A 26,189-nucleotide genomic window follows, 5' to 3' on the forward strand; every position below is an offset into this window, starting at 1 on the left:
GAGGGCGGCGGGCGGATCAGAGCGACGGGGCGGGCGGGGCCGGCCCGCGCCGGTCGGGACCGCCGAAGGCCTGCTCCTGGTCGGCGAGGTTCTTGGTGCGTCGCACCCACCGCTCCACTGTCGTCAGCAGCTCCGGAAGCTGTTCCGGGAAGCTCTCTCCGAACTGTTCCTCCGCCCAGACGTGCGTGCCGTCCGGGTGGCGGGTTCTGCGCTCGGCGCGCCAGAGCCATGATGTCGGCACCCGGTCGGGGTCGTCCCAGCCGACGCCGGGCGCGTACTGCTCTTCGATCGCGAACCGTGTCCGTGAGTGTGCTTCCGGGTAGAACACGTAGTGCCCTGCTCCGAACGTCTCCGGGTCTTCCTCCAGCAGCGACACGGTGCCTTCGTACTTGCGCGCGATGCGGCGTAGCCCCTCGTCGAGCATCAGTATCGCCTGCGTCAGCCGCTCCTCGGCCTCGTTCTCGCTCATGACGCACCGCCCCGGCCGGTCTGCAAGTAGCGGGCGTCTGTCCGGAAGAGTTCGAGCTCAGCGGGGTGCAACTGGTGTTGCGTCACGAAGGATCTGTCCTTGATCCGCCACAGCCCTTGCCCGACGCCCAGTCCGGGCAGGAGTTTCTGCTCGGTTCCCGTCAGCCCGAGAGCCTGCGCGGTCGCGCCGAGCTGGTCGGATTCCTGCCGGTAGACGATCCGCGTCTCGGCGTTGGCGAGCAGCGAGTTCGCGAGGCTTCTCATGGCGGAGCCTTGATCGCCGACGTTGTCCAGGTCGGTGAGCTTGTGGAACAGCAGCATGTTGGCGATGCCGTAGTGCCTCGCGAGCCGCCAGTGTGCGTCCATCCGTTTCAGCAGCGCGGGGTGGGACATGAGCCGCCATGCCTCGTCGTAGATGACCCACCGCTGCCCGCCGTTGGGGTCCAGGAGCGCGGACTCCATCCATGCGGACGAGCAGGTCATCAGCACCGAGATCAGCGTGGAGTTCTCCGTGACACGGGATAGGTCGAGGGAGATCATCGGCAACGACGGGTCGAACCGCACCGTCGAGGGGCCGTCGAACAGCCCCGCAAGGTCACCGGCGACGAGGCGGCGCAGGGCGTGACCGACCAGGCGCCCGTCTTCGGCGAGACGTTCGTCGGCGTCGTGCCCCGGGTCGAGGATGCGGTCGACGATCATCGGAAGGATCGGGACGCTATTCGCTCGCACCGTCTCGGTGAGGGCGAGGTCGATCGCCGTGTGCTCCAGCGGCGTCAACGCTCGGGCCAGCACCGTCTCCGCGAGCGCGCCGATCAGGTCACGCCGCCGCGACGCGACGGTCGACGCCCATTGCTCATCCGAGAGCCCGCTGGGCCGGTGACCCTCATCAAGCGGGTTGAGGCGCGTCGACAGCCCGTGGCCGAGCACGACCGCCCGTCCGCCGACGGCTTCGGCCACGGCCGTGTGCTCGCCTTTGGGATCGCCCGGCACATACACACGCCGCCCGAACGGCAGGCTGCGCGTGTAGAGCGACTTCGCCAGCGACGACTTCCCGGAGCCGACGATCCCGGCCAGCACGATGTTCGGAGCGGTGATCAGCCCCCGCGCGTACAGCACCCACGGGTCGTAGACGAAGCTCCCGCCGGAGTAGAGGTCTTGGCCGACGAACACGCCGTCCGCGCCGAGCCCCCCTTCCGCGACGAACGGATACGCTCCCGCCAGCGTCGCACTGGTGTCCTGGTGGCGGGGCAGGCGGAACCGGCCCGGGGTGCGCAGTGCGCCAGTTCCGGTCTCTCCTGCGGCAGGCAGCAGGGTGGTGGCCTGTTGTTCGCGGCGCGCGGCGTCGGCTCTTGCCTGGGCGCTCTCGCGCTCGGCGGTGCGGCGTTCGGCCTCCAGGCGCGCGGCGGCCTGGCGGCGTTGCTTCCGCAGGCGTCGCCGCTCCGTAGCCGGAGACACGAGCACCGCGGTATGCAGCCGCTCCGGCTCCTGTCGCGCGCTCACAAGGAACGCCCCGTCCCGGGCGGTGTCGAAGACACGGGGCGGGCGGAGAACCAGTCGTGTCGCTGTGCTCTTGCCGCGCCCTGTCGCAGCGCCGCGCGAGCCGCAGCCCCGCCGAGGGCAGCACCCCCGCTGATCCCCACCGCAGCTCCCACCGCACCCCCCGCGCTGCCGACAGCGGCCCCGGCGTCACTGATGCTCGCGGGGCCTCCCACAGTGACGGTGCGCGCGCTGAGGGCGGGATCAGGTGGCGCGTGGTAGGCGCGAAGCAGACCCACATGCCCGAGCGGCGCGTTGTAGGTGAGCGTGTATTCTCCGGCAGTCGCCACCTTGTCGGCCGGGCCCGAGGGCGGTTTGTCGTAGACATACCCGTTCTCCAGCGCCGCTCCGGTTGTCTCCTCGCCGTAGTCCCACTGCGAGAGGTGCTCGATGCCCGCGTCCGGGCCGTTCCGGTCGATCAGCTCGAGCACCGTGTCGGCTTCGTCGCCCTGCAGGAAGATCACGCTGACCCACCGGGGCGGCGGTGGAGCGGCTGGCGGCGGGCTCACGGCCAAGCCGCCCGCAGGGCCCCCGGGGTGCCAGGCGATGCGCCCGGAGTGGCCCAGCGCGGCATCCAGGCGCTGCTCCACACCATCCAGTGCGGTCGCGGACTGCAGCAGATCATCGGCCGCAGCGAGCGCTGCGGACGCGCCGACCGTCTGACTACCGTCATCGTCGTGCGCCCGAGCCCGATGGATGAGGTGCGCCCTCGCGACCTGATCCACCACCTGGCGGAGAGAGCGGATTCCGCCGAGCACGTCGCCGAGAACCCGATAAGTGTCGGCCGGGTTCGTGAAGGTGCGGGTGGCGTGCGCCAGGCCGCGCAGCGCGGCAGACGCTTCGGCTGAATCGGTCAGCGGATCATCGAACGTCGGCATCAGAGGGCCTCCTCGGGCGCGGATGAGAGACAGCCCCGCCACCGCGGGGCTGTCTCTCAGGTGCGCTCGGGCTCCCCGGGTCAGATGCGGCGGCACAGTGGGAGCGCTGCGGCGGTGAACGCCGCCGCCTGCTGCCCGACCAGCAGGCGGGTCTCGCAGGACGCTTGGATCGCCGCCTGCTCGATCGCGGCGACAGCGGCATCGAGCTCATCGACGGTAGGCGCGGACACGGCGATGAGGCCCGTGTAGCGCAGCACGCCGTGCCCGGCGGTGAGGTCGGCTTCCTGCTGGAGCACGTCCTGGTACTCGGCGGTCTGGGCGGCGTCCTCGATCTGCCCTATCCGTTGCCGCTGGGCCATGTCGGAGATGTGCTCGACCTTCTTCTTGCGGATGTCACGGGCGGCCTGATCCGACCGCAACGGCGTGCACAGCAGGGAGAACGCGCGTTGGATGCCGGTGGACAGCAGCACCGGCGAGAGGAACCCGGGATACACCATCGACCGCGGCCACTCCGACACCCACAGCACCGCGTGGTGCGCGGAGTCGGTGCGCAGCCGCGACCAGGACTCGTTCACCGCCACCGGCCCGGCAGTGGCGAGGTCCTGCCCAAGCTGCCCGTGCCGCTCCAACGTGGCCGCGATCGCCGGGTCGTAGGCTGAACGCAGAATCACCGCGATCTGCCCCGTGCCCAGCCACCCCGACGGGGTAAGGTCTGCGGCCCGTAGCGCTGCGGTGAGCGTCGCCATCTCCTGCCGCAGCACCGCCGCCGCGCCCCGCATCCCGCCGCCGGCGGTGCGGATCTGCCGGGCCGCTGCCCCCATGTCCAGGGCGAGGGAGATCGTACTGGCGTGCCGTTCCCCGGCAGGCCCCGCCCGGTCGATCAGCTCCCGATAGGTCGTGGACGCCCACGAACCATCGTCGGCACCGTGCGAGGCCCACCACTCGGCGAGTCCCGTCCCGGAGTCCGGCAGGGTGCGCTCCAGCACCTGCAGCGTCGCCACGCGACCGGAACGGCACACCGTCGCGAGCACACGCCCCCAGGAGGACACCCGGCGTTCCTGTTCGCCGGGGTCGAGGAGCACGAACGCGGGATGCGTCACCTCGCACACCGCGGTCAGCGTGCCCGCGTGGGGGTCGTGGATCATCCCGGCCCCGGTCTCGGGGTCCTCGTACTCCCGCAACCGTGCCATGTCGCCGGGCAGGGCGAGGGTTCCCGCCGGACGCGGCTTGACGACCCGGCGCCGGTAGATCAGCTGGCCGATGGTCGTGCGCCACAGCCACCAGCAGCCGACCGGGAGCCACTCCACGACCGGACGGCCCGCGATCGGCACCCACGTCAGCACCGCCGAGAGCACCCAGACCGGCGCGGTGTATGCCAGTAGCTGACCGCCGCCGGCGTAGAGGGCCCCGACGATGGCGAGGACGCCGATGGCGAGGGTGATCAGCTGGGACAGCGAGAGACCCAGCAGCACTCCACGGCGCGCCAGCCGGGAGAACTTCACCGGCACCAGCTCGCTCACGGTCTCGTTCTTCGAGGCAGCCACGGCAGCTCACTCCTTCCCGGTCGGTTTCGGCGCAGGCGGCGGGCTCTGCCGCGGCGGTGGCGGAGTCGGCTGAGGCGATGAGCCCGAGCCTGCGCTCTGCGGTGGGGCGACCTGCGGTGGGGTCGCCCGCGGTGCGGGTGGCGTCGACGAGGACGAGGGCGGCGGGGTCGTTGACGCCTGGTTCCCGGGCTGCTGGGCACCGTCGGCGGCGGTATCGGCCTGCCCTGCGAGGGCGGCGCCGGCCTTCGGCCCGGCCTCGGCCGCACCCTTGGCGACCTGCGCGGCGATCACCACGGCAGCAGCGGGTCCCGCAACGGCAGCTCCAGCACCGGCCGCGCCGGCACCCGCGCCGCCGGTGCTCGCGCTCGCCCCACCTCCGGCCGCCGCGGCTCCGCCGCCACCGCCCGCCGTCGCTCCGGCCGCGCCCGTGTTCGGAGGCGGTGGAGGTGGAGGCGTTGACCCGCCACCTCCGCCACCTCCGCCACCTCCGCCACCTCCGCTTCCGCTGCCGCTTCCGGTCTTGGTGTCTGCTGCGCCGTCGAGTACCTTCTTCGGTTCCGCGCCCTGCGGCTTGGACGGTGAGGGCACCGGACGGTTGAGAGCCTGCTTCGCGTCCTGTTCGGAGCCGATCGCGTGGTAGAAGTCCAAGCCCGCGAATGCCAGGAACTTGTAGGTCAGATACGGGGCGAAAGCGGCCATCGCCATGAGCACGATCCCGGCGATCGGGTCGCTGATCGAGGCGAGGTCCGCGTCGATCGGGGCAGAGATCTGCGTGATCGCGACCAGGAACATCACGACCAGCACGAGCTTCGAGGCGATCAGGGCGATGACGAACATCGCCCACTTGCCGATCCATCCCCGCGATGCGTCCCAGGACGCCCCGGAGAACGCGAGCGGGGCGAGGACGATCGCCACCAGCAGCAGCGCCTTACGGACCAGCAGGGACAGCCAGACGATCGCGGCGGCGGTGATGGCGAGGCTGGCGAAGAAGATCGTGATGATCGCGCCGACTCCGGGCGAGGCGATGTTGATCCCAACGAGTGCCGCGGCGAGCACCGTGATCTTGTCACCCATGGATTCGGTCGTCTCGCCCGCGGCTTGAATGATGCCGAGGCTGAGCTGGTCGACGATCTCCAGCATCAGAGCCGTGAGCGTGATGACTACGAAGCTGCCGAGCACGCTTTTCGCCAGGCCCAACGCCGCCCTGCTGAGCGCGGTCGGGTCGCGTTTGACCAGCCCGGTGATCAGCTGCAGACAGAAGAACAACAGCATCACGAACACGGCGATGCCGAACAGCAGGTTGTAGACCGAGACGTACTCGGGTGACTGGACATCGACGAGCGTCGTGGTGTCGAACACCGTCCACACGGCCTCGAACAGCCAGCCGGCCGCCGCGCCCATCGCCTGCGCGAGCCAGTCGAACGGGGCGGAGATCAGGCTGGCGGCGGCTTCGCCTGCGGTGTCACAGACGGCGGAGATGACAGGAATGTCGCAGACACCCATCACGAACCTCCCGAAAGATCGGTGCTAGTGGATGGGCGCGGTCAGACCTGCTGGCCGACGTTCCAGAAGAAGTTGATGAGGGTGACCGACGCACCGCACAGGATCGCGGCGCCGCAGGAGACGAGCACGCCGACCTTGCCGCGTGAGGCGAGATGGGGGTTCGAGCTGTTCGCGCCGAAGCCCCACACGATCGCGCTGACGATCAAGGCCAGGACGCTGAGGATCAGACCGACCGTCATCACGGCGCCGACAATCGTGCGCAACTGGGCGATCCCAGGAAGCCCGCTGTCGTTCGGGTTGATGTCGATGTTCATCGGCGCGAGCGCCGCCGGGACGGCGGTGAGGAAATCGGTGGCGAGGTCGAACACGATGGGGCTCCTGACGGGACGAACCCGCACCCACGGGCACGGGAGACGAATGGGATCGCCCAGCAGGTGCACCGCTCTGCCCTCGGCGGCCGAGCGGGGGCGAAGTTCAGAGCTGTTCGCCGATGCCGATCAGCCAGTTCATCCACGCGACGCCGCCACCGGCCAGTGCCGCGGCGCCGACGGCGACGAGCACGCCCGTGCGTGCTTTGGTCGCTGCGGCATGGTTGCCGTTCGCGGACGACACGGCCCAGATGATCGCGCAGACGATGAGCATGAGCACGGCGATCACCAGGACGAAGGTCAGCAGGCCACCGACGACCTCGCGCAGGTCGCCGATGCCCGACAGGCCCTCGAAGTCGGGGAACACGTCCATGCGCGATCAGCTCCGCATCGCCTGGATCGAGTCGTCGCCGGCCTGGTCCGGTTCGTCCTCGGTGTCCGGTGAGGGCGCGCACGAGCCGACCGGGGCGCCGATCTCGGCTTCGGGCAGGTCGGCGGCGTCGTGGGCGTTGAGCCACGCGGCGGCGTCCACCGCGTCTTCGTGGGTGCCGCCTGGGCGCACTTCGAAGTGCAGATGCGGGCCGGTGGAGTTCCCGGAGCTGCCGACATCGCCGATGTGCTGCCCGGCGGTCACCCGGTCGCCGGGCTGGACGTGGATGCCGGACTGCCACATGTGGGCGTACGCGGTCGCCACCGTCGCCCCGTCGATCTGATGCTCGATGACGATCAGTCCGCCATACCCGCCGGAGAACTCCGCGATCGTGACGACCCCCTCCGCTGCGGCGACGATCGGGGTGCTATCAGGCGCGGCGAAGTCGGTGCCGGTGTGGAATGAGGGCTCGCCCGTGATCGGGTGGATGCGTGGCCCGAACCCGCTGGTGAGCACCCAGGTGCCCTCCGGGAGTGGAAACACGACACGCGATGTCTCCGCCATGGAGCCGACCGGGGTTGTCTCGTCAGCACCCCCTGCCGCGGCACTGCCGGTGGTCAGGGCGGTGAGGATGGTCTCGGCGACGGGTTCGTAGTTGCGGTAGCGATCCGGGAAGGCGCTCACCTCGACCGATTGGGCGGCTTCGCCCTTGTCCATCTGCTCCCACCCGGGGATGTCCAGCAGTCCGCGCGGCGAGGGATAGTTCGGACCGCTCGGCCCACCGAAGAACGCCCGAGCCTGATACGTCGAGTCCATCAGCTCGGCGACCGTGCCCCATCCGGACTGCGGGCGCATCTGGAACAGGCCGAGCGAGTCGTGATCTGATCCGTTCCCATCGTTCGGGTAGTCGCCGGACTCGGGATAGGTGCCGGTGTTGGCGAGCATCCGCAGCGTGGACTCGGTGAGCGCAGCCATGAGCGCGATCTGGATGCCGTCGCGGGTGACGCCGTCGATCTGCGACCCGGTCTCGATGATCGTCGCCGCATGCGTGAGTTGGGTGCGGTTCAGCGTGAACGTCTCCCCGTTCGCGGTCGTCACACGCAGCGACTCGGGGATCGCGCCGACGATGAGCCCGGCTCCGGGGACGGTGCAGGCGGCGGAGACCGCGGGGTTCATCAGCACGCCGACGCCGATGAGCCCGAGCGAGGGGCCGAGAAGGACGGCGGCGAGACCCGCGGCGGCGAGCTTCTTCAACATTCCGGATCACCGCAGCGGGTTGTCGAGTTCGGACAGCCGGAGCAGATGACAGGTGTCGTAAGACGGCGGGCAGACGAGGAACACGGTGAACGACACCGCATGCTCGGAATCGACCGGGGTCCCGTTCCAGATGCCGGTGCGGTGCCGGGTGCCCTCGATCGTGATCGCGGTCGTTCCCGCAGCCAGCTGTCCCGACGACTGCGCTTGGGCCTCCGCCCACGCTTCCGGGACGTAGGCGTCCTCGATCGTTAGGGACTGTGCAGTCGCATACTCGCGCAGCTGGAGCCATGCTTCTCGTGTCGGCAGATACGCGGCGACGTCGGAGGCGAGGCCTGCCTGCTCCTCGCCGGTCGGATCGCCGACCTCGAGGATCACGCTCGTGTAGTCCAGCGGCACCAGACCCGCGGCGGTGTCCCACGTGAACAGAGCCTGCGACACGGCTCGAGCGAAGGCCTCCGGGTCTCGAGAGGCCGCGATCGATGACAAGGAAGGAGTCGGGTTCGGCGCGGGGGCGGTCGAGGCCGTGGGGCCGCCGGTCGGTGGCTGCACGGGCGACGCCCCGTCGGGTTCTCTTGGTCCGATAATCAGCCCGTAGACGCCGACACCGGCCAGCACGAGCACGAGCACGGCAGCGACTGCGATGACGACGATCTTGCGGCGGGCGCCGGGCGTGGAGAAGTCTCGGGTCTTCATACCCGTGAGGTGCGCCCGCGCTCCCGCAGACACGTCTCACGATGCCCACTTGACGCGGCCTCAGAGCACGCGCAGGTGCCGTTGCTGCCCGAGCTCGGTGTCCTCGGAGTCGAGAGCAGCTCTGGCGGTGCGCAAGTCATCGGCGAACCGTGCCGTCCCGGCGGCGGCTGCGAGGAAGGAGTCGACCTGCTCATCGGTGAGCACTGCCGCGAGCTCGGCGGCGTCGTAGTGCGTCCACCAGTCGGCGAGCTCACCCCAGGTTTGCACGAATGCGCGCGTGGGGAACCGTACGGTCACATCCTCCTCTGAACCGGGCGTACGCGGCGGCTGGGCTCCCTTCTTTGCTGCGGCCGCTCGCTGAACTGACTCGACTCCGAGCCGTCGCATCTCGGCGCTGCGCGCTTCCTCCTCGTCGGCGCGAGTGCGTGCGTAGAGAGGATGCACGGCAGCGCCCCGCTTGAGCTGTTCCACATCGGCCGTGGCCTGGGCGCGCACATGGTCGGGCTGGGACGGATCGGCAGCGAGGTCCCGCAGGTAGTTGATCTTCTCGTGCGTCTTGTAGGAAACCCCGCCGGGGATCATCGCTGCGGCCTGCTCGCGAGCGTCGCCGGTCGCGGTCGACGGTTCCGGAAATTTTCCGGCACCGTCATGTCCCGGTTGATGCTCGCTGCTGAACTGGGTCGATGCCTTGCGGCGGGCAGCGTCTTCCGCCATCAGCCTCTTCAGTTCCCGGTACAGGCCGGCGGCCTCGAGCTTGGTCAGCGGCTTGTGGAGCGTGTTCTCATCCTGCTCAGCGAGAAGCTGCCCTAGCTGGTCGGAGATCCCGGAACGAATCCACACGTTCACCGTCGTCCAACCGAGCTTCTTGATCGCCGCGAGACGGCGCGCGCCGCACACGAGCACGCCGTCCGGGGTAATCGTGATCGGCTGCAGCAGGCCCTCACGGTCGATGGAGCCGGCCAGTTCATCGATGTCGCCCAGGTCGGTGCGGTGACGGTGCCCAACAAGGATCGAGTCGACAGCACGCCGCAGCTCGATCCCGCCCCCCTTCTGCATCTTCACGATGTTTCGCCCCTGGTGCGGCGTCGACCGTGGATCGGAGCGGCGAGAGAGATCGTGAGAACGAGGTCATCATCGCGCAGAAGCATCTCCGGCGGCTCCTCGAGCAGCAGCCGCAGCAACACGCCTCTACCTGCCGATGTTGCCGCGTATGCCGGATTTGGATTGCCCAGAAGGGCACGAAGCAACGCCGTCCAAGAGGACTGCGGCAGATCCAGCAGCGCGAGCGAATGCCTGTCCCGACGCAGGTTCTCATAGGCGGCCTGCCGAGTGCCCGCCCGCATCAGCGCTGTACAGACATGCTCCACGGCCGCCCGTGCGACATCGGCCGGCCAGTCCAAAGACGAGACCAGGTCGATCGCGTCTTCAACGGCTTTCCCTGCTTTCCCCGCCCTCTCCACAGCTACTTCGCCAGGCTCATCTTCCTCCGCGGCTTGAGGATCGGGAATCTGGAACGCGGGGTGATAGTCCGACAGGGGCGTTTCCCGGTCGGAGAACCGCTCTGGGTCGTGGAACACCGAGATGTGCGGGCGGCGCGCCTGATGCACCGAGCACATCAGCCCCTGCGCTCGTTCCTCGAAGATGCACGTCACCTGCACGCCCTTGGTGACGTATGCCCACGGGTCGTCGGCCTCGCGGGCGCCCTTCCTGCGCATCTCTTCGAACGCCGCCGTCGCTGCCTCCCACGGGTCGAGTCCGTGACGGCGCGCGAGGGGCACGTACTTGCGGGCGGTGTGTTCCATCAGCGCGGCGGCGACCGGATCGTGCTGCCATGCCCCTCGGCCTTCTTCATGCAGGCGTTGCAGCAGCGCCCGCAGCCCTTCGCTGGTCGTGAAGTCCTCGCCGCCGGTCTGTGGGGCGTTCGCGTGCGATGTCGTGGTCATGGTCTAGGCACCTCCTGGCAGGCAGGTGCGCATCCGCTCCCCAGATGAGGTGCGCACAGCTGCATTCCGGAAGGGGCTCATGACCACTCACCCGCTCAGCTCGCCCCGACCGCCGAGCGCGCCGGCCCCGACCGCGCGGTGCCGCGGCCGAATGCGTACAGCGGCGGCAGCCGCTTCGCCCGCTCACCCAGCGACCTCACCCCGTCGAGCGCCTTCTGCCGTGTACGCAACGCCATCGCGGCTTGGAAGTCGATGCCGCGCCCGGCCATCTGCGCGCCCTGCCGGGCCATCAGATCGGTCGGCCGCACCCACTCCACCCCGCGAGCACGCACGTGCGGGTCGAGAGCTCGCTCCGGAGAAGAGCCCCCGGCGACCTTCGCCGCCTCGATCGCTTCTGGCGTCTGCGACCGATCTACGATCTCGTCCTGCGCGATCTCGTCTGGCGTCGCCACCAAGGCGTCGTCTGGCTGCTTGTACGCCTCGGGGGTGGGAGCTGTCGGATCGGACTCCCGAGCTTCCGATCCGGATAGGCCCGGTCGCTCGTGCGCCTCCAGGAAACGGTCGGGCCCGTCAGGCTCATGCACATCGTGGTCGTTCATCGCTACTGCTCCTTCGTGTTGTCGTTCGTGCTCGTGGGTGAGTCGGGGCCATCGGCCAGGTGCCCAGCGGCGAACCACCGGCCGACCGTCGACGCATGCACTCCGAGCTCACGGGCGATCCGCTTGTTAGACCAGCGCGCCTCCCGGAACGCGGCCGCCTGCATCCGCCGATCGCCGCTCGGTCTCTCATCAGGAGCCGCCCGCGCGACATCGCTTTCCGATGTTCGGGCGCGTACCGCCAGCGGAGTCAGATGCTGCGCTGGCGGTGCGTGGTCGTCTCGCGCGGGCGCGACCTTCTCACCGAGCCTTTGAAGTTCCCGTCGTGCTGGGCCGGTGGTCGGTCGGGTGAGCACGACCGTCAGGTGCGTGATCGCCAGCAGCACCACGGGAGGCACGGCGGCGACAGCGGCGGCCAGCACTCCGGGCACGTCGGCGTCCGCGGCGACGACGGCGTGGATCGCGTTGGCAGTCACCGAGACGAGCGCGCCGCCGATCAACAGCGTCCACGGGTACCACGCCGAGCGCTGCCCGCCGAGAGCGACGACGGCGACGGTCGCGACGACGATGATCCCGTCGACAATGAGCGGCCAGGCCCATGACTGCCCGGCGCCGATTCCGGAGCGTGCTGCGAGGTCCGCGAGAGCGGTGAAACTCAACCAGAACGCGCCGGCGGCGATGAACACCGTCCCGACCGCCGCGGTCAGCACCGCCCACCGGCGATCCATCCCGGCGATCATGACAGCCCTCCGAATGCGGGTGCTGGAGCGGCAGGGGCCGGAGCGCGAGCGAAGGAGCCGCCGGGGCGATCCGGCGTCCGCTCCCTGGCCGAGGGATGCGCAGCACGGTAGGCGGAGCGGACGGTCGTGACAATCTCCCGTTCCGCAAGACCTGCATGACCCGCTGCGGCACCCAGAAGGTCAAGAGCTTCCACGGGGTTCACACCGTTCTCCGCAAGGCGGCAGGCAGCCCAGAACAGGCCGCGATTGCGTTCGCCTTCCTGACGGTTCGCGACCCACGCCGCAAGCCGCGACACGTCGGATGCGGCGCCGCTCATCGCCGCGTTCCGAGGTAGCGAGCGAGGTTGCGGGCGCGGGTCGAGGAAGTCCCGCAACCCCGCCGCGTCCACCGGCGCGCTCGGACCAGACCCCAACTGCTGCAGGCGGTAGCCGGCCCTTGCCCCGTTGACGAGAACACTCGACGGCGGCAGCACAATGTATCCGCCGTCCCCGCGGAAGTCGACGGCGGCGCGTGCCGCCTGCCAGGAGCGCTGCTGCTGGCCCGGCACCGCCGGGTAGTAGGCGTGCGTGCCGCCCGACGGCGTGGCCACGAGGAACATCCACCCGTCGACCAAGCCCGCCTGCTGCGCGCGACGCATCGAACCGTAGCCGTTCACGGGCCCATGCACGTCGACGTCGACCACGACGACCCCGGAGACTTCGCCGGTGGGCATGCCGATGTTCGCACCGGGCCGCGCCCGCCACCACACATCGACCTGACGTGCCTCAGTAGTCGCATCGTGGAACCCGTTCTCCGTCACCGGGCGCTTTCCGCCCGGTGCGCACGGGAACACTGGCACCCCAGCGGCGGCGAACTCGCGAGCAGCGACGGCGGGATGCCAGGCTGGTGAGACACGCGTCATCACCTCCGCGAACCCATCACGGGGTTCGCGAGCGTCGTTCCTGTCGACGGCGCTCGAAAACTGGACAGTAGCGGCGCTTGAAAAGTGAACACTCAACGATTGGAGAGTGATCACTTTGGAGGACTGGGCGTTGATCCGGAGGCTGGCCGGCGAGGGCGTGCCGAAGGCGCATATTGCTGAGCGGTTGGGGATCTCGAGGACCACGGTCATCAAGGCGGTGAACTCGGAATCGCCGCCTCACTATGAGCGGACAGCGGCGCCGACGTCGTTCACGCCGTTCGAGTCGCGGGTGCGTGCGTTGCTGCTGGAGACGCCGACGATGCCGGCGACGGTGCTCGCGGAGCGGGTCGGGTGGACGGGCTCGATCCGGTGGTTCCGTGACAACGTGAAGCGGTTGCGGCCCGAGCAGCAGCGTCTCGATCCCGCGGATCGGATCACGTGGGCGGCGGGGGACGCGGCGCAGTGCGATCTGTGGTTCCCGCCGAAGAAGATCCCGCTCGAGGACGGGACAGCGAAGCTGTTGCCGGTGCTGGTGATCACCCCGGCGCATTGCCGGTTCACGACGGGAGTGATGATCCCGACGCGGAAGACGGAGGATCTGCTGCTCGGGACCTGGCAGCTGATCGAGCAGCTCGGCCGGGTTCCGCGTCGGCTGATCTGGGACAACGAGCCCGGCATCGGGCGAGGACGCCGTCACGCGGACGGAGTCGACGCGTTCATGGGAACCCTCGCGACCAAGCTCGTGCTGCTGCCGCCGCGGGATCCGGAATCGAAAGGGATCGTGGAACGCCGCAACGGTTGGTTCGAGACATCGTTCATGCCGGGCCGGTCATTCACCTCGCCCGCGGACTTCAACGAGCAGTTCACCGACTGGCTCGGAGTCGCCAACCAGCGGAGGGTGCGCACCCTGGCCGCCTCTCCGATCTCGCTGCTGCCTGCGGATCTGGCGGCGATGTTGCCGTTGCCGCCGATCCCGTTGCATCTGGGCTGGCGGAACCGGATCCGGCTCGGCCGCGACTACTACGTCCGCATCGACACGAACGACTACTCCGTCGACCCGCGCGCGATCGGCAGGATCGTCGACGTCACCGCGGACCTGGACCGGGTCCGCGTCCGCCTCGATGGACGGATCATCGCCGACCACACCCGTGTCTGGGCACGAGGAATGGTGATCACCGACCCCGCGCATCGAGAAGCTGCGGCCGTCCTACGACGCGAGTTCCAGCAGCCGCGACTTGTTCCAGTCGGCGACGATCTGACTCGGGATCTCGCCGACTACGACCGCGCGTTCGGGCTCGTCGAGGGGAGCAACTGATGGCCGGCAAGACCGACGTCGCGAAGCAGATCACCTATTTCGCCGGCGCACTCAAGGCACCCCGGATCACGGAGGCCGCAGCCCGGATGGCGGACCAAGCACGCGACGCCGGGTGGTCGTTCGAGGACTACCTCGCCGCCGTCCTCGAACGCGAAGTGAGCGCTCGCAACGCCTCCGGCGCGGAGCTGCGGATCAAAGCCGCTGGCTTCCCGAGCCGGAAGACGCTCGAGGACTTCGACTGGGACGCGCAACCAGCCACCCGGCAGCAGATCGCCGCGCTCGCTTCGGGAGGGTTCCTCCTCGAAGCGCAGAACGTGGTCCTGCTCGGCCCTCCCGGGACCGGGAAGACGCACCTCGCGACCGCGCTCGGGATCGTCGCTGCCCGCCACGGGCACCGGGTGTTGTTCGCGACTGCGACCGATTGGGTCACCCGACTCGCCGACGCCCACCGGCAAGGCAACCTCCCACGAGAGCTCACCCGGCTTCGCCGTTACGGGCTGATCATCGTCGACGAAGTCGGCTACCTCCCGTTCGAACAAGACGCCGCCAACCTCTTCTTCCAGCTGGTCTCGTCACGCTACGAACACGCGTCGCTGATCCTGACCTCGAACCTGCCGTTCTCCGGCTGGGGTGGCGTCTTCGGAGACCAGGCCGTCGCCGCCGCGATGATCGACCGGATCGTTCACCACGCCGACGTCCTCACCCTCAAAGGGGCCAGCTACCGCCTCCGCGGCAGAGGCATCGACAGCCTCCCCAGCATTCGCACCACCACCGACGAGACCCCTGGCTAGACTGCCCGCAACCGTTCACTTTTCGAGCGCCGAAAGTGACCAGGATTCACCCGCCGCCGACAGTTCCTCGTCTCCTCGGTAGCCACCCGCTCCTCCTCCCGGCAGGCCACCGCAGGAAGCGGTTGCCCTTGCGACCATGAGGTGCGCCGGGAGGGTCAGCGGAGCGAGGACGGACGAAAGATGGTGTGACGACCGTCAGGCTCCACAACGAACCCGACGTGTCTGGCCCGGTCTACTGGCCCGGCAGCAGATACGTCGAGAGGCAGAAGACGAAAACGGGTCATGCGTGAAGAAAGACGGTTCACACAGCGAGTGACGATGCCGGGACTCAGCCTACGGACTCGTCCTCGATGACCCTCCGAGCGCAAAGTTCCTCGAGGGACGGGTGCGGGGTGAGGCGGTACTGCGTCGGGGTGACCCCGAAGCGGCGCTGGAACCAGTTCGACGCTACACGCGGATCGCGCCATCCGGAGGCAGCCGCGGCGCGGCCCACGGACAGATCGGTCTCCTCGATCAGCCGGGTGAACTCGGTCAGCCGGATCTCCGTGAGGAACCGCATCGGCGGCGCCCCGGTGTGCAGCAGAAACATGCGTGTGAGGTGCGTGCGCGAGAGCGAAGCTTCGCGAGCGAGAGCTCCGACCGTCCACGGCTCGGCCATCCGTGTACGGAGCATGCGTACCGTGTCGCCGATATGGCCGATCACCGCCGGGTCGGTCAGGCGCCCGTCAATCGGTCTCCACGGAGGTTGCGTATCACGTTGGCCATTCTCCGCCGAGAGGAACGTCGGCAGCACCATCCCCACCCAGCGGGCGAGCAGCTCAACCGTGCGAGTAGCGACGACTTCTGGCGGATGAGACCCGTCAGACAGGATGCTCATCTGTCGCCACAGCGGTTCGATCTGCCTCAGCGCCTCCACGCCGGGTTCGATCAGCAGCGGTATGCCGCCCCACTCATGCGGGTGGATGCCCGCGAGGACCCGTGAGCGATCCGGGAAGAACCACGACATCTGCGAGAGCCAGAACTCATCATCAGCGTATACCGCCCACATTCGCACAGACGGGGCCGGCCTAATCTGGCACCAGCGTCCCGAGCCGAGAGCGAACGACGTGCCGGGCCGTAGCGTAAAGACGCCGTCGGCCGTCGCGATCTCGCACGTGCCCTCGAGCACGTTCAGAATCTTCGTCTGCCGGAAGATCGCCCGGCTGGACGGAAGAGTCCTCGCAACCTCGACCGCCACAGCTCCAGCGCCACTGCGTCGCGCGGGCGGGAACGAGAGTTGTTCGTGAGCAGTCGGCGCTGCTGAAAGTTGACTCCCGCTCCCACACCGGCCGACTCCCTGGCGTGCTATCGCTCACTCCCGCGAAGCACGACACGATCGAAGACATGGCAGCCAAGCACGGTGCCGATCAGCCCTGGGAAACGGGAAGCTGTCGCACACGGCAGCGGGGCCGTACTCGCGGAGCTACGAGAAGCAACTGCGTGGTGCCGCGCCGACGAAGCCTCTTGCAAGCGAGACAGCAGCTCTGGACGAGCGCGACGCGGCCGGTTGCGTTCACCGGTCGTGCTGGCTAAGGGTGGCGAGGTAGGCGTTGTATTCCTCCCTTTCTGCGTCATCTTGATCTCGTCGGCGATCAGCGAGTGTGAGGTCACGGGAGCGCCAGCGGGATAGTGTGACAATGAGGACGATCAGCAGGGGTAGCTCGGCATATGTCCATGCCAGGGTCCCCGCGATCGCCTGATCGCGAAGCGGGTCGATTGGCCACCCGATCGTGGGATTGGTGAAGGCCACGAACAGTGGTGTACTGCTCAGGAGAAGGATCAGTCCAAAGACGGCGTGGATCTGGATCTCGGCAATTACGTCGATGAGGCGGGCGGCGTAGGACGGGGTGCGGGGCAGTGGGTCGGAGGACCAGAGCGGGACGGCGGCGATGGTCCCGCTGATGAGGAACGTGAGCAGCAGGAGCTCGTGTCCGGCAGGGAGGCGGATGATGACACTGACCAGGTCGGTCAGGTACAGCCCGAGGTAGAGCGCGGCGGCGACGAGGATCGCGACGACGGGGTGCAGAACGGCTCGGGCTAAGCGCGAGCGCAGACCGGCATGCGCAACACGCAGCGCGAACACGCCGAGGCCGCGGTGCGGTGTAGCCCGCAGGAGTAGTCGACCAGGTGAGCCGACGATCAGCAGTGGGGTGACGACGGTCATCAAGGTGATCTGTTGGAACACCAGTGCGGCGACCGACAGACTTCCGTAGGTGTTCAGACCGAGGCCGCCGGTTAGGAAGAGGAGGACACAACCAAGCAGGAAGGAGATGGTCCGCAAGATGGACCATCGACGGCGCTGGGACCAGAGGCGCATTGCTCCCCAGACATAGAGCGCGGCCAGCAGGACGGCGATCGGCGCAAGAAGCGACGCACTGCTCGGTGCGAGGGCGAGCAGATTCTCGACAGTCGGAGGCGCAGTGCCGGAGAGCGTTGTCGTCATGGTCGGTCGAGGATGCTGCGGGCGATGAGCAGTGCATCCCGGTGTATGCCGTGGATGGTGTCGCTGCCGGGGCGGCTGAATCGGGGCATTCCGGCAACGGTTAGGCCTGGGATCGTTGTCTGGGTAGGGTGGTGGCCTGTCGGATGGGCGTGGTCGGGAAGCCAGTCGTCACCGGGGAGATAGCCCGTGGCGGCAATGACGGATGTCGGCCTGAGGGTGGAACCGTCGGCCAGAGATACGGTCGGTCCGTGGGCGCTGGTGACGGCTGAGCTGATAGCTATTCCGTCGCGTCTGAGCGACTGGTAACTGTCGGTGTAAAGCGGCTCCGGTTGACGCTTGCCCTCGATCAGGTGTCTGTATCTGCCACTGCTATGGGGAAAGAACGCGAGGGCGTGCCGGCGCCGGGGGGTGCGAACCGACAGCGTCACGGTGTGAGAGTCGTTCAGCTCCCTCGCCAGTTGCACACCGGTATTCCCGCCGCCGACGATCAGCACATCGCCGGGCGGGAGTTGCTTCGGGTCGTGATAGTCGCTGCTGTGTAACGCCATTCCGGGAACGTCCAGGCCGGAGAACCATTGTGGACGTCGGGGGCGAGAGGCAGCGCCGGTCGCGCAGACCACATTTCGGGTTTGCACGTCACCGACCGACGTCGAAAGTACGAGGGTCGTCTCTTCTGCGCCGCGTCGCTCCACTCCGATGGCGCGGGTCCTCCACAACGGCTTCACTCCTATGCGAGCAGCGGTATCGGCGAGATAGCGGGACATTTCATTCGCCGTCAGGTGGCGGCGCTGATTTCCTACCGTTGGATAGCCGACCAGAGTGCTGTGGCGTGCGTCGCTGAGCAACACCATCGAGTGCCACCTGTTCGCCCAACTCGTCTCTCCGGAGCTCGCGTCGATGATGACGAACTCGTGTTGTGGGGTAAGCCCGCCTTCCACCAAAGCGGCTGCGACGGCGAGGCCTGATTGTCCCGCGCCGACGATAATCGCTCGCCGACGGCCCATGCCCAGCGGGAGCTTCTTGATCGCTCTCCTACTGGTCATTTTCGGAGTATCCGATTCCAGGCTCGCCGAACGGCGGCTTTCATGTCGTCCCACTCGTCTCGAAACGTCGGGAGCGGTTCTCCTTCGCGGCGTTCTGGCGCTCCCAGCCCGATGAGCACAATAATCACCACGAGTGCGATCAGTTGCGCGACGCTGGTTATCCACACGGGATCGTTCCTGCCGCGACGGGAGGGACACGAGCTGACTCAACCCCACGGGTCGGGATGTTCGACGCAACGACGGACAGTTGGTTCATGGGTGGTTCGTATCTATCCGGAGCCTGTGTAGCTGACACCTGCCGCACGCCGTGGGTCGGCGAAGCCGGTCACGGACCGGGTTTGCCAGTCGATCTCGAGAGCCTGTACCGATCCGAACACGGGCGGGTAGCCAGACACCTCCACGGTGTAGCCGCGACCACGGAGCTCGGCGGCGACACTGTCGGACTCGAGGCGAAGGACGTCGTTGGTGAGCAATTGGAATCGTGGGGCGAGGACGGCTTCTTCGACACTCGCATCGTGCATGGCCCACAGGGCGATGACGGTGGCAAGAGTGCTGGGGATCTGTCGCCCACCGGGAAGACCTACTACCAGTACCGGCGGGCCGGTGGCATCGAGGACGAGGCTCGGCGCCGACCAGCTAACCGATCGTGCGCCGGGCCGGACGACGTTCAGCCCGGCAGTACCGATGTCATTGAACCGTTTGAGGGAGTTGTTGAAGAAGAACCCGGCGACGTACTGTTTCGAGCCCCAGAAGTCGGTGACGGTGTTCGTCATGGACACGGTCAGCCCGTTCTCATCGACGACCGAGATGTGCGTCGTGTTCCCGTCGACATCTTCACCCTCCGCTGTCCCAGCCGCGCCCGCGGAGGCCGCCAGGGCGGCGTTGGCCTCCGGGTCGGTGAGCTCGTCAACGGGGACGTCAACGAAGTTCGGGTCGCCGAAGAGCGTCTGAATCGAGTTGTTGGCGATCCGCCAGGCGCGAGTCTGGATGTCGATGAAATCTGCCGACCCGGGAGCTGCCCCGGCGATTCCGAGGGCTTCTTCGATCTGCAGCTGCTGTATCACCGCGGCGCCCGGCAACGCCGGTGCCGCCGAGACGACGGTGTAGTCCCCGAACGTCCCGGCTGGCGGGTCGGACCATTGCACCTCGTAGGCGGCGAGAGATTCGGCGTCGATCCCGGGCACGTCGGCCAGACGCGGAACCAGCGATCCGGTGTAGAACGCGTCCGCGCCCTCCGTGGCGATCGTGCTGAGCGTCTCGGCGAGCGTGCTCTGCACGAATGTCGCGTCGGCGAGCAGCCTTCGGCCGTCAGCGTCATAGAACGGCGGTACGTCCGCCGCGCCACCAGGGAGGTACTGGAGTTGCCCGGCCAGATATGAGGAGAGGGGGGCGCCGTCTCGTGCGAGCGCGATCGCCGGTTCGAGTAGCGTTTCCCAGGGCAGCGTCCCGTAACGCTCGTGCAGGGCCGCCATTCCGGCGACGAACCCAGGGATCCCCGCTCCCGAGGACGGCACCGAGCCAGCGGTGTTCACCTCGTCGCGGTAGTCCACGTAGTCGAGATCGTCGCTATCGGCGATGATGGCCGAGCCGCCGCCGCCGATACTGGACGCGTCCGGCTGCAGTACCGTGTCGGCGAAGGCCGCGGCAATCGCGGCGTCGACCGCGTTGCCGCCTTGGCGGAGGACAGCTGTGCCGGCTTCGGCGGAGAGCGGATGCCCTGCCGCCACCGCGCCTTGGGCGAGCGGAGGAAGCGTCGGCGTGGGGGAGGGCGTCGAGCTACTGAGGGGTGACCGTGTCGGGGTCGGCTCGGTGGGCGTGCAGCCGGCAAGCATCGCCGTCACGAGGACGAGGGCGGCCAGAACGGCCGGCCGGGTGGCGAGGCGGGGCATCTACCGATGCTAACAAACAATCTGCGTAGCTCAGGAGATGCGTAGGTGTGCAGGTTACGATCCGTAGTGATGGGAACCATTACCGCTGCCTCTGCGTCGAAACGGCTCTTCGCGATCGACGCTGCCCGCGGTCTCGCACTGATCGGCATGATCATCGTCAACGTCGGGCCTGTCGCGAACGAGAGCGTGTTTCAACGGTTGTGGTTTCTGCCCTACGGCCGGGCATCGGTGCTGTTCGTCCTCATTGCGGGCGTATCGATGAGCCTGTTCCTGCGCGCCGACCACGGGCGCCGACGGATCATCGTCGTCCTCTGGCGTGCAGCAATCCTGATTGTCGGCGGTCTTCTGCTCGGTTTACTCCCGCACGGGGTCAACGTCATCCTCCCTCTATACGGCGGGCTGTTCCTTGTGGCCCTCCTCTTATACCGGCTTCCGACCAGCGTGCTGATCGGACTCATCACCGTGTTCATGATCGTCGGTCCGCTCATTTTTGTCGGGGAATCCCTCGATCACACCGGCGAACCCCGTCCGGAGCTGGCATGGTCCGGCGACATTCCCGGCCTGCTGCACACGCTGTTCCTGTCGCGTCCGTACCCTCTGGTCGTGTGGATCATCCCGTTCGTGTTCGGGATGATGCTGGGCCGCATGGACCTGCGCGAGCGGCGGGTCCAGAAGGCGATGATCATCACGGGCGGCATCGCCGGCGTCGGCGCCCTGGCCGCAGCCGAGCTGTTCCCCCTCCTTCTCGGTGAACCCGAGCGCGGCTACGGCCTGCTGTTGACGGGGGTGCCCCACGGGCAGATGCCGTTGTGGGTGATCAGCAGCGTGGGCAGCGCGATCTTCGTCACCGGACTCCTGTTGCGGTTCTGGAGTCATCTGTCTCGCTTCGCGACACCAGTGGTCCTCGCCGGACAGATGGCGCTGACGTTCTACGTCGGCCACCTGTTCCTGCTCGCGGCGCTGCGACCCGAGGACGGATTCACGTTCCTGCAGGGCGTCGGCGTCTCCCTTCTCGCCATCGGCGGATGCATCCTCGGAGCGCTCCTATGGATGCGCCACTTCCGCGCCGGCCCTCTGGAATGGGCCATCCGCGGCCGATGGCTGGAACTACGCCCCGGAGCGTCCCCATGACCCACCACGACCGAGGAATGCGACGACGATGACTACAGTGACGAGCACGCCAGTCCTTCGCCGCACATTGCGGTGGAGTGCGGGGATCACCGTCGGCCTCGCCTTTGTCGGGGCTTGCATCGGTTGGCTCCTTGCCGCAGAGCGGGGTCTGATCAGCGCGATCACCGGAGTCGTGCTGACCGCCGTCTTCTTGGCAATCACCGCGATCAGCCTGCTTGTCGCGAACCGCTGGTACGGCTCGCCGCTGTACGTGCCAATCTTCTTCGCCATCGTCCTCGGCAGCTGGCTGGCGAAGTTCATCCTGTTCTTCATCACGCTCACCCTGCTTCGCGGTCAGAATTGGATCGAGCCGATGATCTTCTTCGTCGCCGTCGTGATCAGCGTGCTCACCACTCTCGTCCTCGACACGATCATCCTGCTGCGATCGGGGCTCGTGCGCAGACCGGGCTCCGGTCACGGACCCGCAGACCCCATGTCCTCCGGGCAAGCACGCGCGTCCACGCGGACTTGACCGGGCTCACAACCACCGCAGGGAACCGGCCTCTCCATCCAGCCTGACGCTCCCGCCCGCCTGCCTGACCTGGTCAACAGAAGATCCCCATGCGGCAGGGCAGCCCCTCCCCACAGGAGCGCAGACGGATGTGAGTCGTCCGCGAAGTGCGCCTGCCGTTGCGGAGAGTGCTAAGGTTGCATCGTATCTACGCAACTATGCAGGTAACGAGGTTTGATGTGTTGAGTGTGCTGCGGGAGTCTCGCTACCGCAATCTGTTCACCGCTCAGGTGGTGGCGCTGCTGGGAACCGGGCTGCTGACCGTCGCGCTCGGCCTGCTCGCGTACGACATCGCCGGGGCTGATGCCGGGGCGGTGCTGGGCACCGCCCTGACGATCAAGATGGTCGCGTATGTGGGCGTGGCGCCCGTGATCGCCGCTCTAGTGAATCGGCTGCCGAGGAAGGCCGTACTGATCGGGGCGGACGTGATCCGCCTCGCCGTCGCCATCTCTCTGCCGTTCCTCACCGATATCTGGCAAATTTACCTGCTGGTGTTCATCCTGCAGTCCGCGTCGGCGACGTTCACCCCCGCGTTCCAATCACTAATCCCCGTGGTTCTGCCCAACGAACGCGACTACACCAAGGCGCTCTCGCTGTCCCGTCTCGCCTACGACCTCGAAGCACTGGTGAGCCCGTTGCTGGCTGCCGCGCTGCTGAGCGTGATCGAGTTCAACCTGCTGTTCGTGGGCACCGCGGTCGGCTTCGCCCTCTCGGCCGTGCTCGTGCTGGTGACCCCGTTCCCCTCGCGCACACCCGTCACGACCACAGGATCGGTGTGGCACCGCACAACCCTCGGCGCAAGAATCTTCGCCAGGACGCCAAGCCTGCGGTTCCTGATGGCGATGAACCTCGTGGTCGGTGCCGGCACCGCTCTGGTGCTGGTGAACACCGTCGTCTACGCCCGAGACGTGTTCCAGTTCGACAACAGCAGCCTCGGATTCGCGCTCGCCTGCTACGGCGCCGGGTCCCTTCTGGTCGCGATCAACGTCCCGAGACTCGTGGAACGCATCGGCGACCGTCGCCTCATGCTCACCGGAGCCACTGTCAGCTCCCTCGCCCTCATCGGTGCAGTGGGAATGACCGCTTGGGCGACGTCGGCCGCCGGGGGAGGTGCTTGGTGGCTGTTGCTCCCGTTGTGGCTGTTCATCGGCGCAGGGAACTCGATGATCAGCACCCCCTCTGCGCGACTGCTCGCTCGCGCATCGGATGACAACACCCGCAACTACATCTACACGGCGCAGTTCTCCCTTTCCCACGCCTGCTTCCTCATCACCTACCCGCTGGCCGGATGGATCGGCGCCGCAAGCCTGACGGTCGCGGCCGCGGTCCTCGCCGTGATCGCCATCGTGGCGGGGCTGATCGCCAGCCGCGGATGGCGATCCCCGACGAACACACCGAAATCGATTGAACAGGAGAAGATGGCCTCATGACCAACTCGGACAGCACATGCGCTCGGCATCCCGACAGCCCCTATGTAGAACTCGCCGTCGAAATCTTCTCCATGCTCGCCGACGCCACGCGGGTCCGCCTCATCCTCGCGCTCCGCGACGGAGAGATGTCCGTCAACCACCTCGCCGATATCGTCGACAAACACTCGACAGCTGTCTCGCAACATCTCGCGAAGATGAGACTCGCCCGCATCGTCACCACCCGGCAGGAAGGAACCCGGGTCTTCTATCGGCTCACCGACGAGCACGCCGTAGCCCTCGTCGACGAAGCGCTCAAGCAAGCCGAGCATGCCATAGGAACACCGCACCACCACCAGGCGTGATTCAGTACGGAGAAGCCCGGTCAGAGTCCTTCCGCGCTATCGACCACTGCCCCTCTCCGGCGGTCGTACTGTCGCCGGAGACCTCAAGCACTTGGTCGACGTGAGCGCGGAGGAACACGCTGAGAGAATGTCGGAACCGGGCCGATGTCCCGCTCGCGAAGTTTCTGGAGGTACGCGTTGTAGTCGTCCAGTTCGGATGATCCGTGGATGTCAACGTACCGGTCCTGTGCCTCGGATCGTGCGGTGTCTTCCCGGAACCATCGGTGCATGACGTAGATCAGCATGAGGAGTGTGGGGGCCTCGCCGTACGACCAGGCGAGTCCGCCGGCGAGTTGCTGGTCTTCGATGGGGTCTAGTCCCATGGCTTGCGTGGGGGCGACGAAGTGGGTGATGAGCATCGTGGTGGCCATCATGAGGAACACGCCGAAGAAGGCGTGCAGGGCTGCTTCGGCGAACACGTCGAGGGCGCGACCGCCGTGGCTGAGGCGGACCGGCAGCGGGTCGGAGCTCAGGATGGGGATCGTGAAGATGACTCCAGCGCCGAGGAACGCCACCTCGAGGGCGATGTGTCCCGCGGTCGAGCCCAGGATGGAGTCTGCGAAGCCCGCGAGGTATAGGCCGTAGAACGCGGCGAGATAGAGAGGGAGTGCGGCCCATGGGCTCAGTGCCCAGCGCGCGAGTCTACTGCGCAGCCCCGCTTGGGCGACGGCGAGCGCGGTGCGTCCCATTCCCACGTGCGGGGTGGCGCGGAGCAGCAAGGTGCCCGGGGATCCCAGGATGAGTAGCGGCGGAATCGCCATCATCAGAGTGAGTTGCTGGAACATGAACACCGACATGAGCGCGTAGCCGTAGTTCTCCACGGCGAGACCGGTCGTCGCCGCTAGGAGCGCACAGCCGATGAGGAAGCTGAGCGTGCGCCAGACCGACCAGCGTCGACGCCGCACCCACATGCGCACGGCCCCGGCGATGTAGAGAACCGCGAGCAGCCCGGCGAACACGGGTAGCACCGGAAACGCCCCAGGAACCACGGCGAAGTAGTCCGGGAAGGCGGGTGCGACGTCGGGGATCCACGGAGTCATCGACGGGTCCCCTCCGGCCCGTCGATGAGCTGAGCGATGAGCACCGACATCAGGGTCGGGGGAACTTGATCAGGCCTCCCGCCACCAGGAAGACGACTGCTGCCGCGGGCTGGATCCCAGTCCAGACAGGTCCGGCGAACGGGAAGGGCATCACCGGATTCCACAGGACGGCGATGGCGACGAACACGGGGATCCACCACCAGTGGCGCGCTTGCACGGCGAACCATCCGACGATCACCGCGAGGATCGACGTGGCGTAGAGCACGACCGGGGCCCAGTCGCTTGCCAGCAGCACGGGGGCGAGGAAGAGTACCGCGGCTGCGAGCAGGCTCGGCGCCAGAGCATTCCGCTGATATGTGGAAGGGGTCCGCTTCTTCTGCGTCATGATTTCTCCATACGTTCGCTCATCTCCTCTGAGGCCAGCGACGGAGTGGGTGCAGCGTTCTCCTCTGCGCCGTGGCGGCGCCGAACAAGCCCGATGGCCAGCACGATGGCACCGACGCCCAGCGCCACGTCTGCCAGGTTGCCGATGAAGAGGTCTGAGTAGGCGAGGAAGTCGGTGACGTATCCGCGACCGAATGCAGGGGGTGCGAAGAGACGGTCCAGGACGTTGCCGATGGCCCCGCCGAGGACGAACCCGATACCGACCGCCCACCAGGTGGTGCGAGAACGGACTGCACTCACGAACAGCACGACCGTCACCACGACTCCGATTGCGGTCAGCAGCGGCGTCGCTCCGGAACCGAACGACAGGATGGCACCCGGGTTGAACGCGAGTTGCAGCCCGAGGAGGTCTCCCAGCAGCGGAATGCGCTCCGTGGTACTCAATTGCGCCAAGGCGACAGCCTTCGACACCTGGTCGATGATGACCGTCGCGCCGGCGACGGCGAATGCAAAGGCGTACTTCGGCACCCGTGCGCCCATCGTCACGCTCCCCTGTCCGTCTTGGCCACGGCACGGTCCCGGCGGCGGCGCTTGCATCCGGCGACGGCGACACCGACAGCACCAGCCACGAGGACGAACCCCATGCCGGTCACAAACAGGATGCCGAGGAACCCGAGATCGTCTCGCTCCACCGGCCGCTCCCCATTCTGCCGTTGGGGGTGGTCGTCGGACTCCGTCTCTTCGACCGTCGGCGACGGCGAGGGGGGTGAGGTCGGCCCGGGAGCGGAGGACGTGGTCGCTGGTGCGACATCCCCAGCGGCGGACGCTGAAGCAGCAGGCGACACCAGCAGAACCGTCGCGGCGATCGGCAGCACGCACGCGACGGTGACCCACGCATACATCCTCACGGCTATCGGATGTTTCATGTGTGATCCTCGTTTCGGTTAGTGGTGTCG

General features: G+C 67.6%; 27 protein-coding genes and 1 pseudogene. 6 read left to right on the forward strand and 22 right to left on the reverse strand.

The genetic code is table 11. The features are described from left to right. Positions 1 to 16 precede the first annotated feature (16 nt). From EI169_RS15735 to EI169_RS15800, 14 genes and pseudogenes are all read right to left on the reverse strand, one after another. Entirely contained in the window at positions 17 to 469 is a 453-nt protein-coding gene (locus EI169_RS15735; RefSeq protein WP_036286697.1) for a hypothetical protein, read from the reverse strand. Next, positions 466 to 1,968 (reverse strand): ATP-binding protein, encoded by a 1,503-nt coding sequence (locus EI169_RS15740; protein ID WP_036286700.1) that lies wholly within the window; start codon positions 1,966 to 1,968, stop codon positions 466 to 468. The genes EI169_RS15735 and EI169_RS15740 overlap by 4 nt, the downstream gene beginning before the upstream one ends. After that, positions 1,965 to 2,882, reverse strand: a complete 918-nt coding sequence (locus tag EI169_RS15745) for a hypothetical protein (RefSeq protein ID WP_051498767.1) — start codon at positions 2,880 to 2,882, stop codon at positions 1,965 to 1,967. Before EI169_RS15745 ends, EI169_RS15740 begins: the two co-directional genes overlap by 4 nt. A gap of 80 nt (positions 2,883 to 2,962) precedes the next feature. Next, on the reverse strand, positions 2,963 to 4,426 hold the full coding sequence (locus tag EI169_RS15750; RefSeq protein WP_036286702.1) for a PrgI family protein: 1,464 nt from the start codon (positions 4,424 to 4,426) through the stop codon (positions 2,963 to 2,965). Between the two features lie 6 nt (positions 4,427 to 4,432). Beyond that, positions 4,433 to 5,929, reverse strand: a complete 1,497-nt coding sequence (locus EI169_RS15755) for a hypothetical protein (RefSeq protein ID WP_036286706.1) — start codon at positions 5,927 to 5,929, stop codon at positions 4,433 to 4,435. A gap of 41 nt (positions 5,930 to 5,970) precedes the next feature. Continuing rightward, complete coding sequence (locus EI169_RS15760) at positions 5,971 to 6,243, reverse strand: DUF6112 family protein (protein WP_051498868.1); 273 nt, start codon at positions 6,241 to 6,243, stop codon at positions 5,971 to 5,973. A gap of 160 nt (positions 6,244 to 6,403) precedes the next feature. Next, positions 6,404 to 6,670, reverse strand: a complete 267-nt coding sequence (locus EI169_RS15765; protein ID WP_036290117.1) for a DUF6112 family protein — start codon at positions 6,668 to 6,670, stop codon at positions 6,404 to 6,406. 72 nt (positions 6,671 to 6,742) lie between these two features. Then, positions 6,743 to 7,924 (reverse strand): annotated as a pseudogene (locus EI169_RS15770) (M23 family metallopeptidase); the annotation flags it as partial. Between the two features lie 6 nt (positions 7,925 to 7,930). Further along, entirely contained in the window at positions 7,931 to 8,617 is a 687-nt protein-coding gene (locus tag EI169_RS15775; RefSeq protein WP_036290119.1) for a hypothetical protein, read from the reverse strand. A 60-nt stretch (positions 8,618 to 8,677) separates the two neighbouring features. Continuing rightward, positions 8,678 to 9,673, reverse strand: a complete 996-nt coding sequence (locus EI169_RS15780) for a ParB N-terminal domain-containing protein (protein ID WP_036290129.1) — start codon at positions 9,671 to 9,673, stop codon at positions 8,678 to 8,680. A gap of 2 nt (positions 9,674 to 9,675) precedes the next feature. Continuing rightward, positions 9,676 to 10,560: a hypothetical protein gene (locus tag EI169_RS15785; RefSeq protein ID WP_036290122.1), complete on the reverse strand. Its 885-nt coding sequence runs from the start codon at positions 10,558 to 10,560 to the stop codon at positions 9,676 to 9,678. A gap of 95 nt (positions 10,561 to 10,655) precedes the next feature. After that, positions 10,656 to 11,159, reverse strand: a complete 504-nt coding sequence (locus EI169_RS15790) for a hypothetical protein (protein WP_231477257.1) — start codon at positions 11,157 to 11,159, stop codon at positions 10,656 to 10,658. A 2-nt stretch (positions 11,160 to 11,161) separates the two neighbouring features. Further along, the gene (locus tag EI169_RS15795; protein WP_240640498.1) at positions 11,162 to 11,884 is read right to left on the reverse strand and encodes a DUF2637 domain-containing protein; all 723 of its coding nucleotides are present in this window, start codon (positions 11,882 to 11,884) and stop codon (positions 11,162 to 11,164) included. Between the two features lie 8 nt (positions 11,885 to 11,892). Next, positions 11,893 to 12,798: a bifunctional DNA primase/polymerase gene (locus tag EI169_RS15800; protein ID WP_036289368.1), complete on the reverse strand. Its 906-nt coding sequence runs from the start codon at positions 12,796 to 12,798 to the stop codon at positions 11,893 to 11,895. A gap of 106 nt (positions 12,799 to 12,904) precedes the next feature. On the opposite strand from EI169_RS15800, the gene istA reads away from it, so the two are divergent. Together istA and istB are read left to right on the forward strand one after the other, a co-directional pair. Continuing rightward, the gene (gene istA / locus EI169_RS15805; RefSeq protein ID WP_125133149.1) at positions 12,905 to 14,113 is read left to right on the forward strand and encodes an IS21 family transposase; all 1,209 of its coding nucleotides are present in this window, start codon (positions 12,905 to 12,907) and stop codon (positions 14,111 to 14,113) included. Further along, complete coding sequence (gene istB, locus EI169_RS15810) at positions 14,113 to 14,904, forward strand: IS21-like element helper ATPase IstB (protein WP_125133150.1); 792 nt, start codon at positions 14,113 to 14,115, stop codon at positions 14,902 to 14,904. Before istA ends, istB begins: the two co-directional genes overlap by 1 nt. 328 nt (positions 14,905 to 15,232) lie before the next feature. On the opposite strand, the gene EI169_RS15815 is transcribed toward istB, so the two are convergent. The 4 genes from EI169_RS15815 to EI169_RS15830 all read right to left on the reverse strand — a co-directional run bounded on the left by EI169_RS15815 (position 15,233) and on the right by EI169_RS15830 (position 20,318). Continuing rightward, the gene (locus EI169_RS15815; RefSeq protein ID WP_125133151.1) at positions 15,233 to 16,072 is read right to left on the reverse strand and encodes an AraC family transcriptional regulator; all 840 of its coding nucleotides are present in this window, start codon (positions 16,070 to 16,072) and stop codon (positions 15,233 to 15,235) included. A 384-nt stretch (positions 16,073 to 16,456) separates the two neighbouring features. Then, positions 16,457 to 17,386 (reverse strand): cytochrome c oxidase assembly protein, encoded by a 930-nt coding sequence (locus EI169_RS15820; protein ID WP_036289335.1) that lies wholly within the window; start codon positions 17,384 to 17,386, stop codon positions 16,457 to 16,459. Then, positions 17,383 to 18,429 carry an NAD(P)/FAD-dependent oxidoreductase gene (locus EI169_RS15825; RefSeq protein ID WP_081768038.1) on the reverse strand — a complete coding sequence of 349 codons (1,047 nt, stop codon included), beginning with the start codon at positions 18,427 to 18,429 and terminating at the stop codon, positions 17,383 to 17,385. Before EI169_RS15825 ends, EI169_RS15820 begins: the two co-directional genes overlap by 4 nt. A 269-nt stretch (positions 18,430 to 18,698) precedes the next feature. After that, positions 18,699 to 20,318 carry a gamma-glutamyltransferase gene (locus tag EI169_RS15830; protein WP_081768039.1) on the reverse strand — a complete coding sequence of 540 codons (1,620 nt, stop codon included), beginning with the start codon at positions 20,316 to 20,318 and terminating at the stop codon, positions 18,699 to 18,701. A 69-nt stretch (positions 20,319 to 20,387) separates the two neighbouring features. Here EI169_RS15830 and EI169_RS15835 point away from each other — a divergent pair, with 69 nt between their 5' ends. The 4 genes from EI169_RS15835 to EI169_RS15850 all read left to right on the forward strand — a co-directional run bounded on the left by EI169_RS15835 (position 20,388) and on the right by EI169_RS15850 (position 23,770). After that, positions 20,388 to 21,449 carry a heparan-alpha-glucosaminide N-acetyltransferase domain-containing protein gene (locus EI169_RS15835; protein ID WP_125133152.1) on the forward strand — a complete coding sequence of 354 codons (1,062 nt, stop codon included), beginning with the start codon at positions 20,388 to 20,390 and terminating at the stop codon, positions 21,447 to 21,449. Positions 21,450 to 21,477: 28 nt separating this feature from the next. Then, the gene (locus EI169_RS15840; RefSeq protein ID WP_051498841.1) at positions 21,478 to 21,960 is read left to right on the forward strand and encodes a hypothetical protein; all 483 of its coding nucleotides are present in this window, start codon (positions 21,478 to 21,480) and stop codon (positions 21,958 to 21,960) included. Between the two features lie 218 nt (positions 21,961 to 22,178). Then, positions 22,179 to 23,429, forward strand: a complete 1,251-nt coding sequence (locus EI169_RS15845; RefSeq protein ID WP_062765650.1) for an MFS transporter — start codon at positions 22,179 to 22,181, stop codon at positions 23,427 to 23,429. Beyond that, positions 23,426 to 23,770, forward strand: a complete 345-nt coding sequence (locus EI169_RS15850; protein ID WP_036289360.1) for a metalloregulator ArsR/SmtB family transcription factor — start codon at positions 23,426 to 23,428, stop codon at positions 23,768 to 23,770. The genes EI169_RS15845 and EI169_RS15850 overlap by 4 nt, the downstream gene beginning before the upstream one ends. An 83-nt stretch (positions 23,771 to 23,853) precedes the next feature. On the opposite strand, the gene EI169_RS15855 is transcribed toward EI169_RS15850, so the two are convergent. The 4 genes from EI169_RS15855 to EI169_RS15870 are packed head-to-tail and all read right to left on the reverse strand — an operon-like array spanning position 23,854 to position 26,135. Next, a complete protein-coding gene (locus EI169_RS15855; RefSeq protein WP_082758459.1) occupies positions 23,854 to 24,849 on the reverse strand; it encodes a cytochrome c oxidase assembly protein in 996 nt (331 codons plus the stop codon). A 49-nt stretch (positions 24,850 to 24,898) separates the two neighbouring features. Then, positions 24,899 to 25,234 (reverse strand): DUF6804 family protein, encoded by a 336-nt coding sequence (locus EI169_RS15860; protein ID WP_036290874.1) that lies wholly within the window; start codon positions 25,232 to 25,234, stop codon positions 24,899 to 24,901. Continuing rightward, a complete protein-coding gene (locus EI169_RS15865) occupies positions 25,231 to 25,773 on the reverse strand; it encodes a signal peptidase II (protein WP_051498892.1) in 543 nt (180 codons plus the stop codon). The genes EI169_RS15860 and EI169_RS15865 overlap by 4 nt, the downstream gene beginning before the upstream one ends. Positions 25,774 to 25,775: 2 nt before the next feature. Further along, entirely contained in the window at positions 25,776 to 26,135 is a 360-nt protein-coding gene (locus tag EI169_RS15870) for a hypothetical protein (protein ID WP_062765655.1), read from the reverse strand. Positions 26,136 to 26,189 lie beyond the last annotated feature (54 nt).

Source organism: Microbacterium sp. 10M-3C3, assembly GCF_003931875.1.
Taxonomy (GTDB): Bacteria; Actinomycetota; Actinomycetes; order Actinomycetales; family Microbacteriaceae; genus Microbacterium.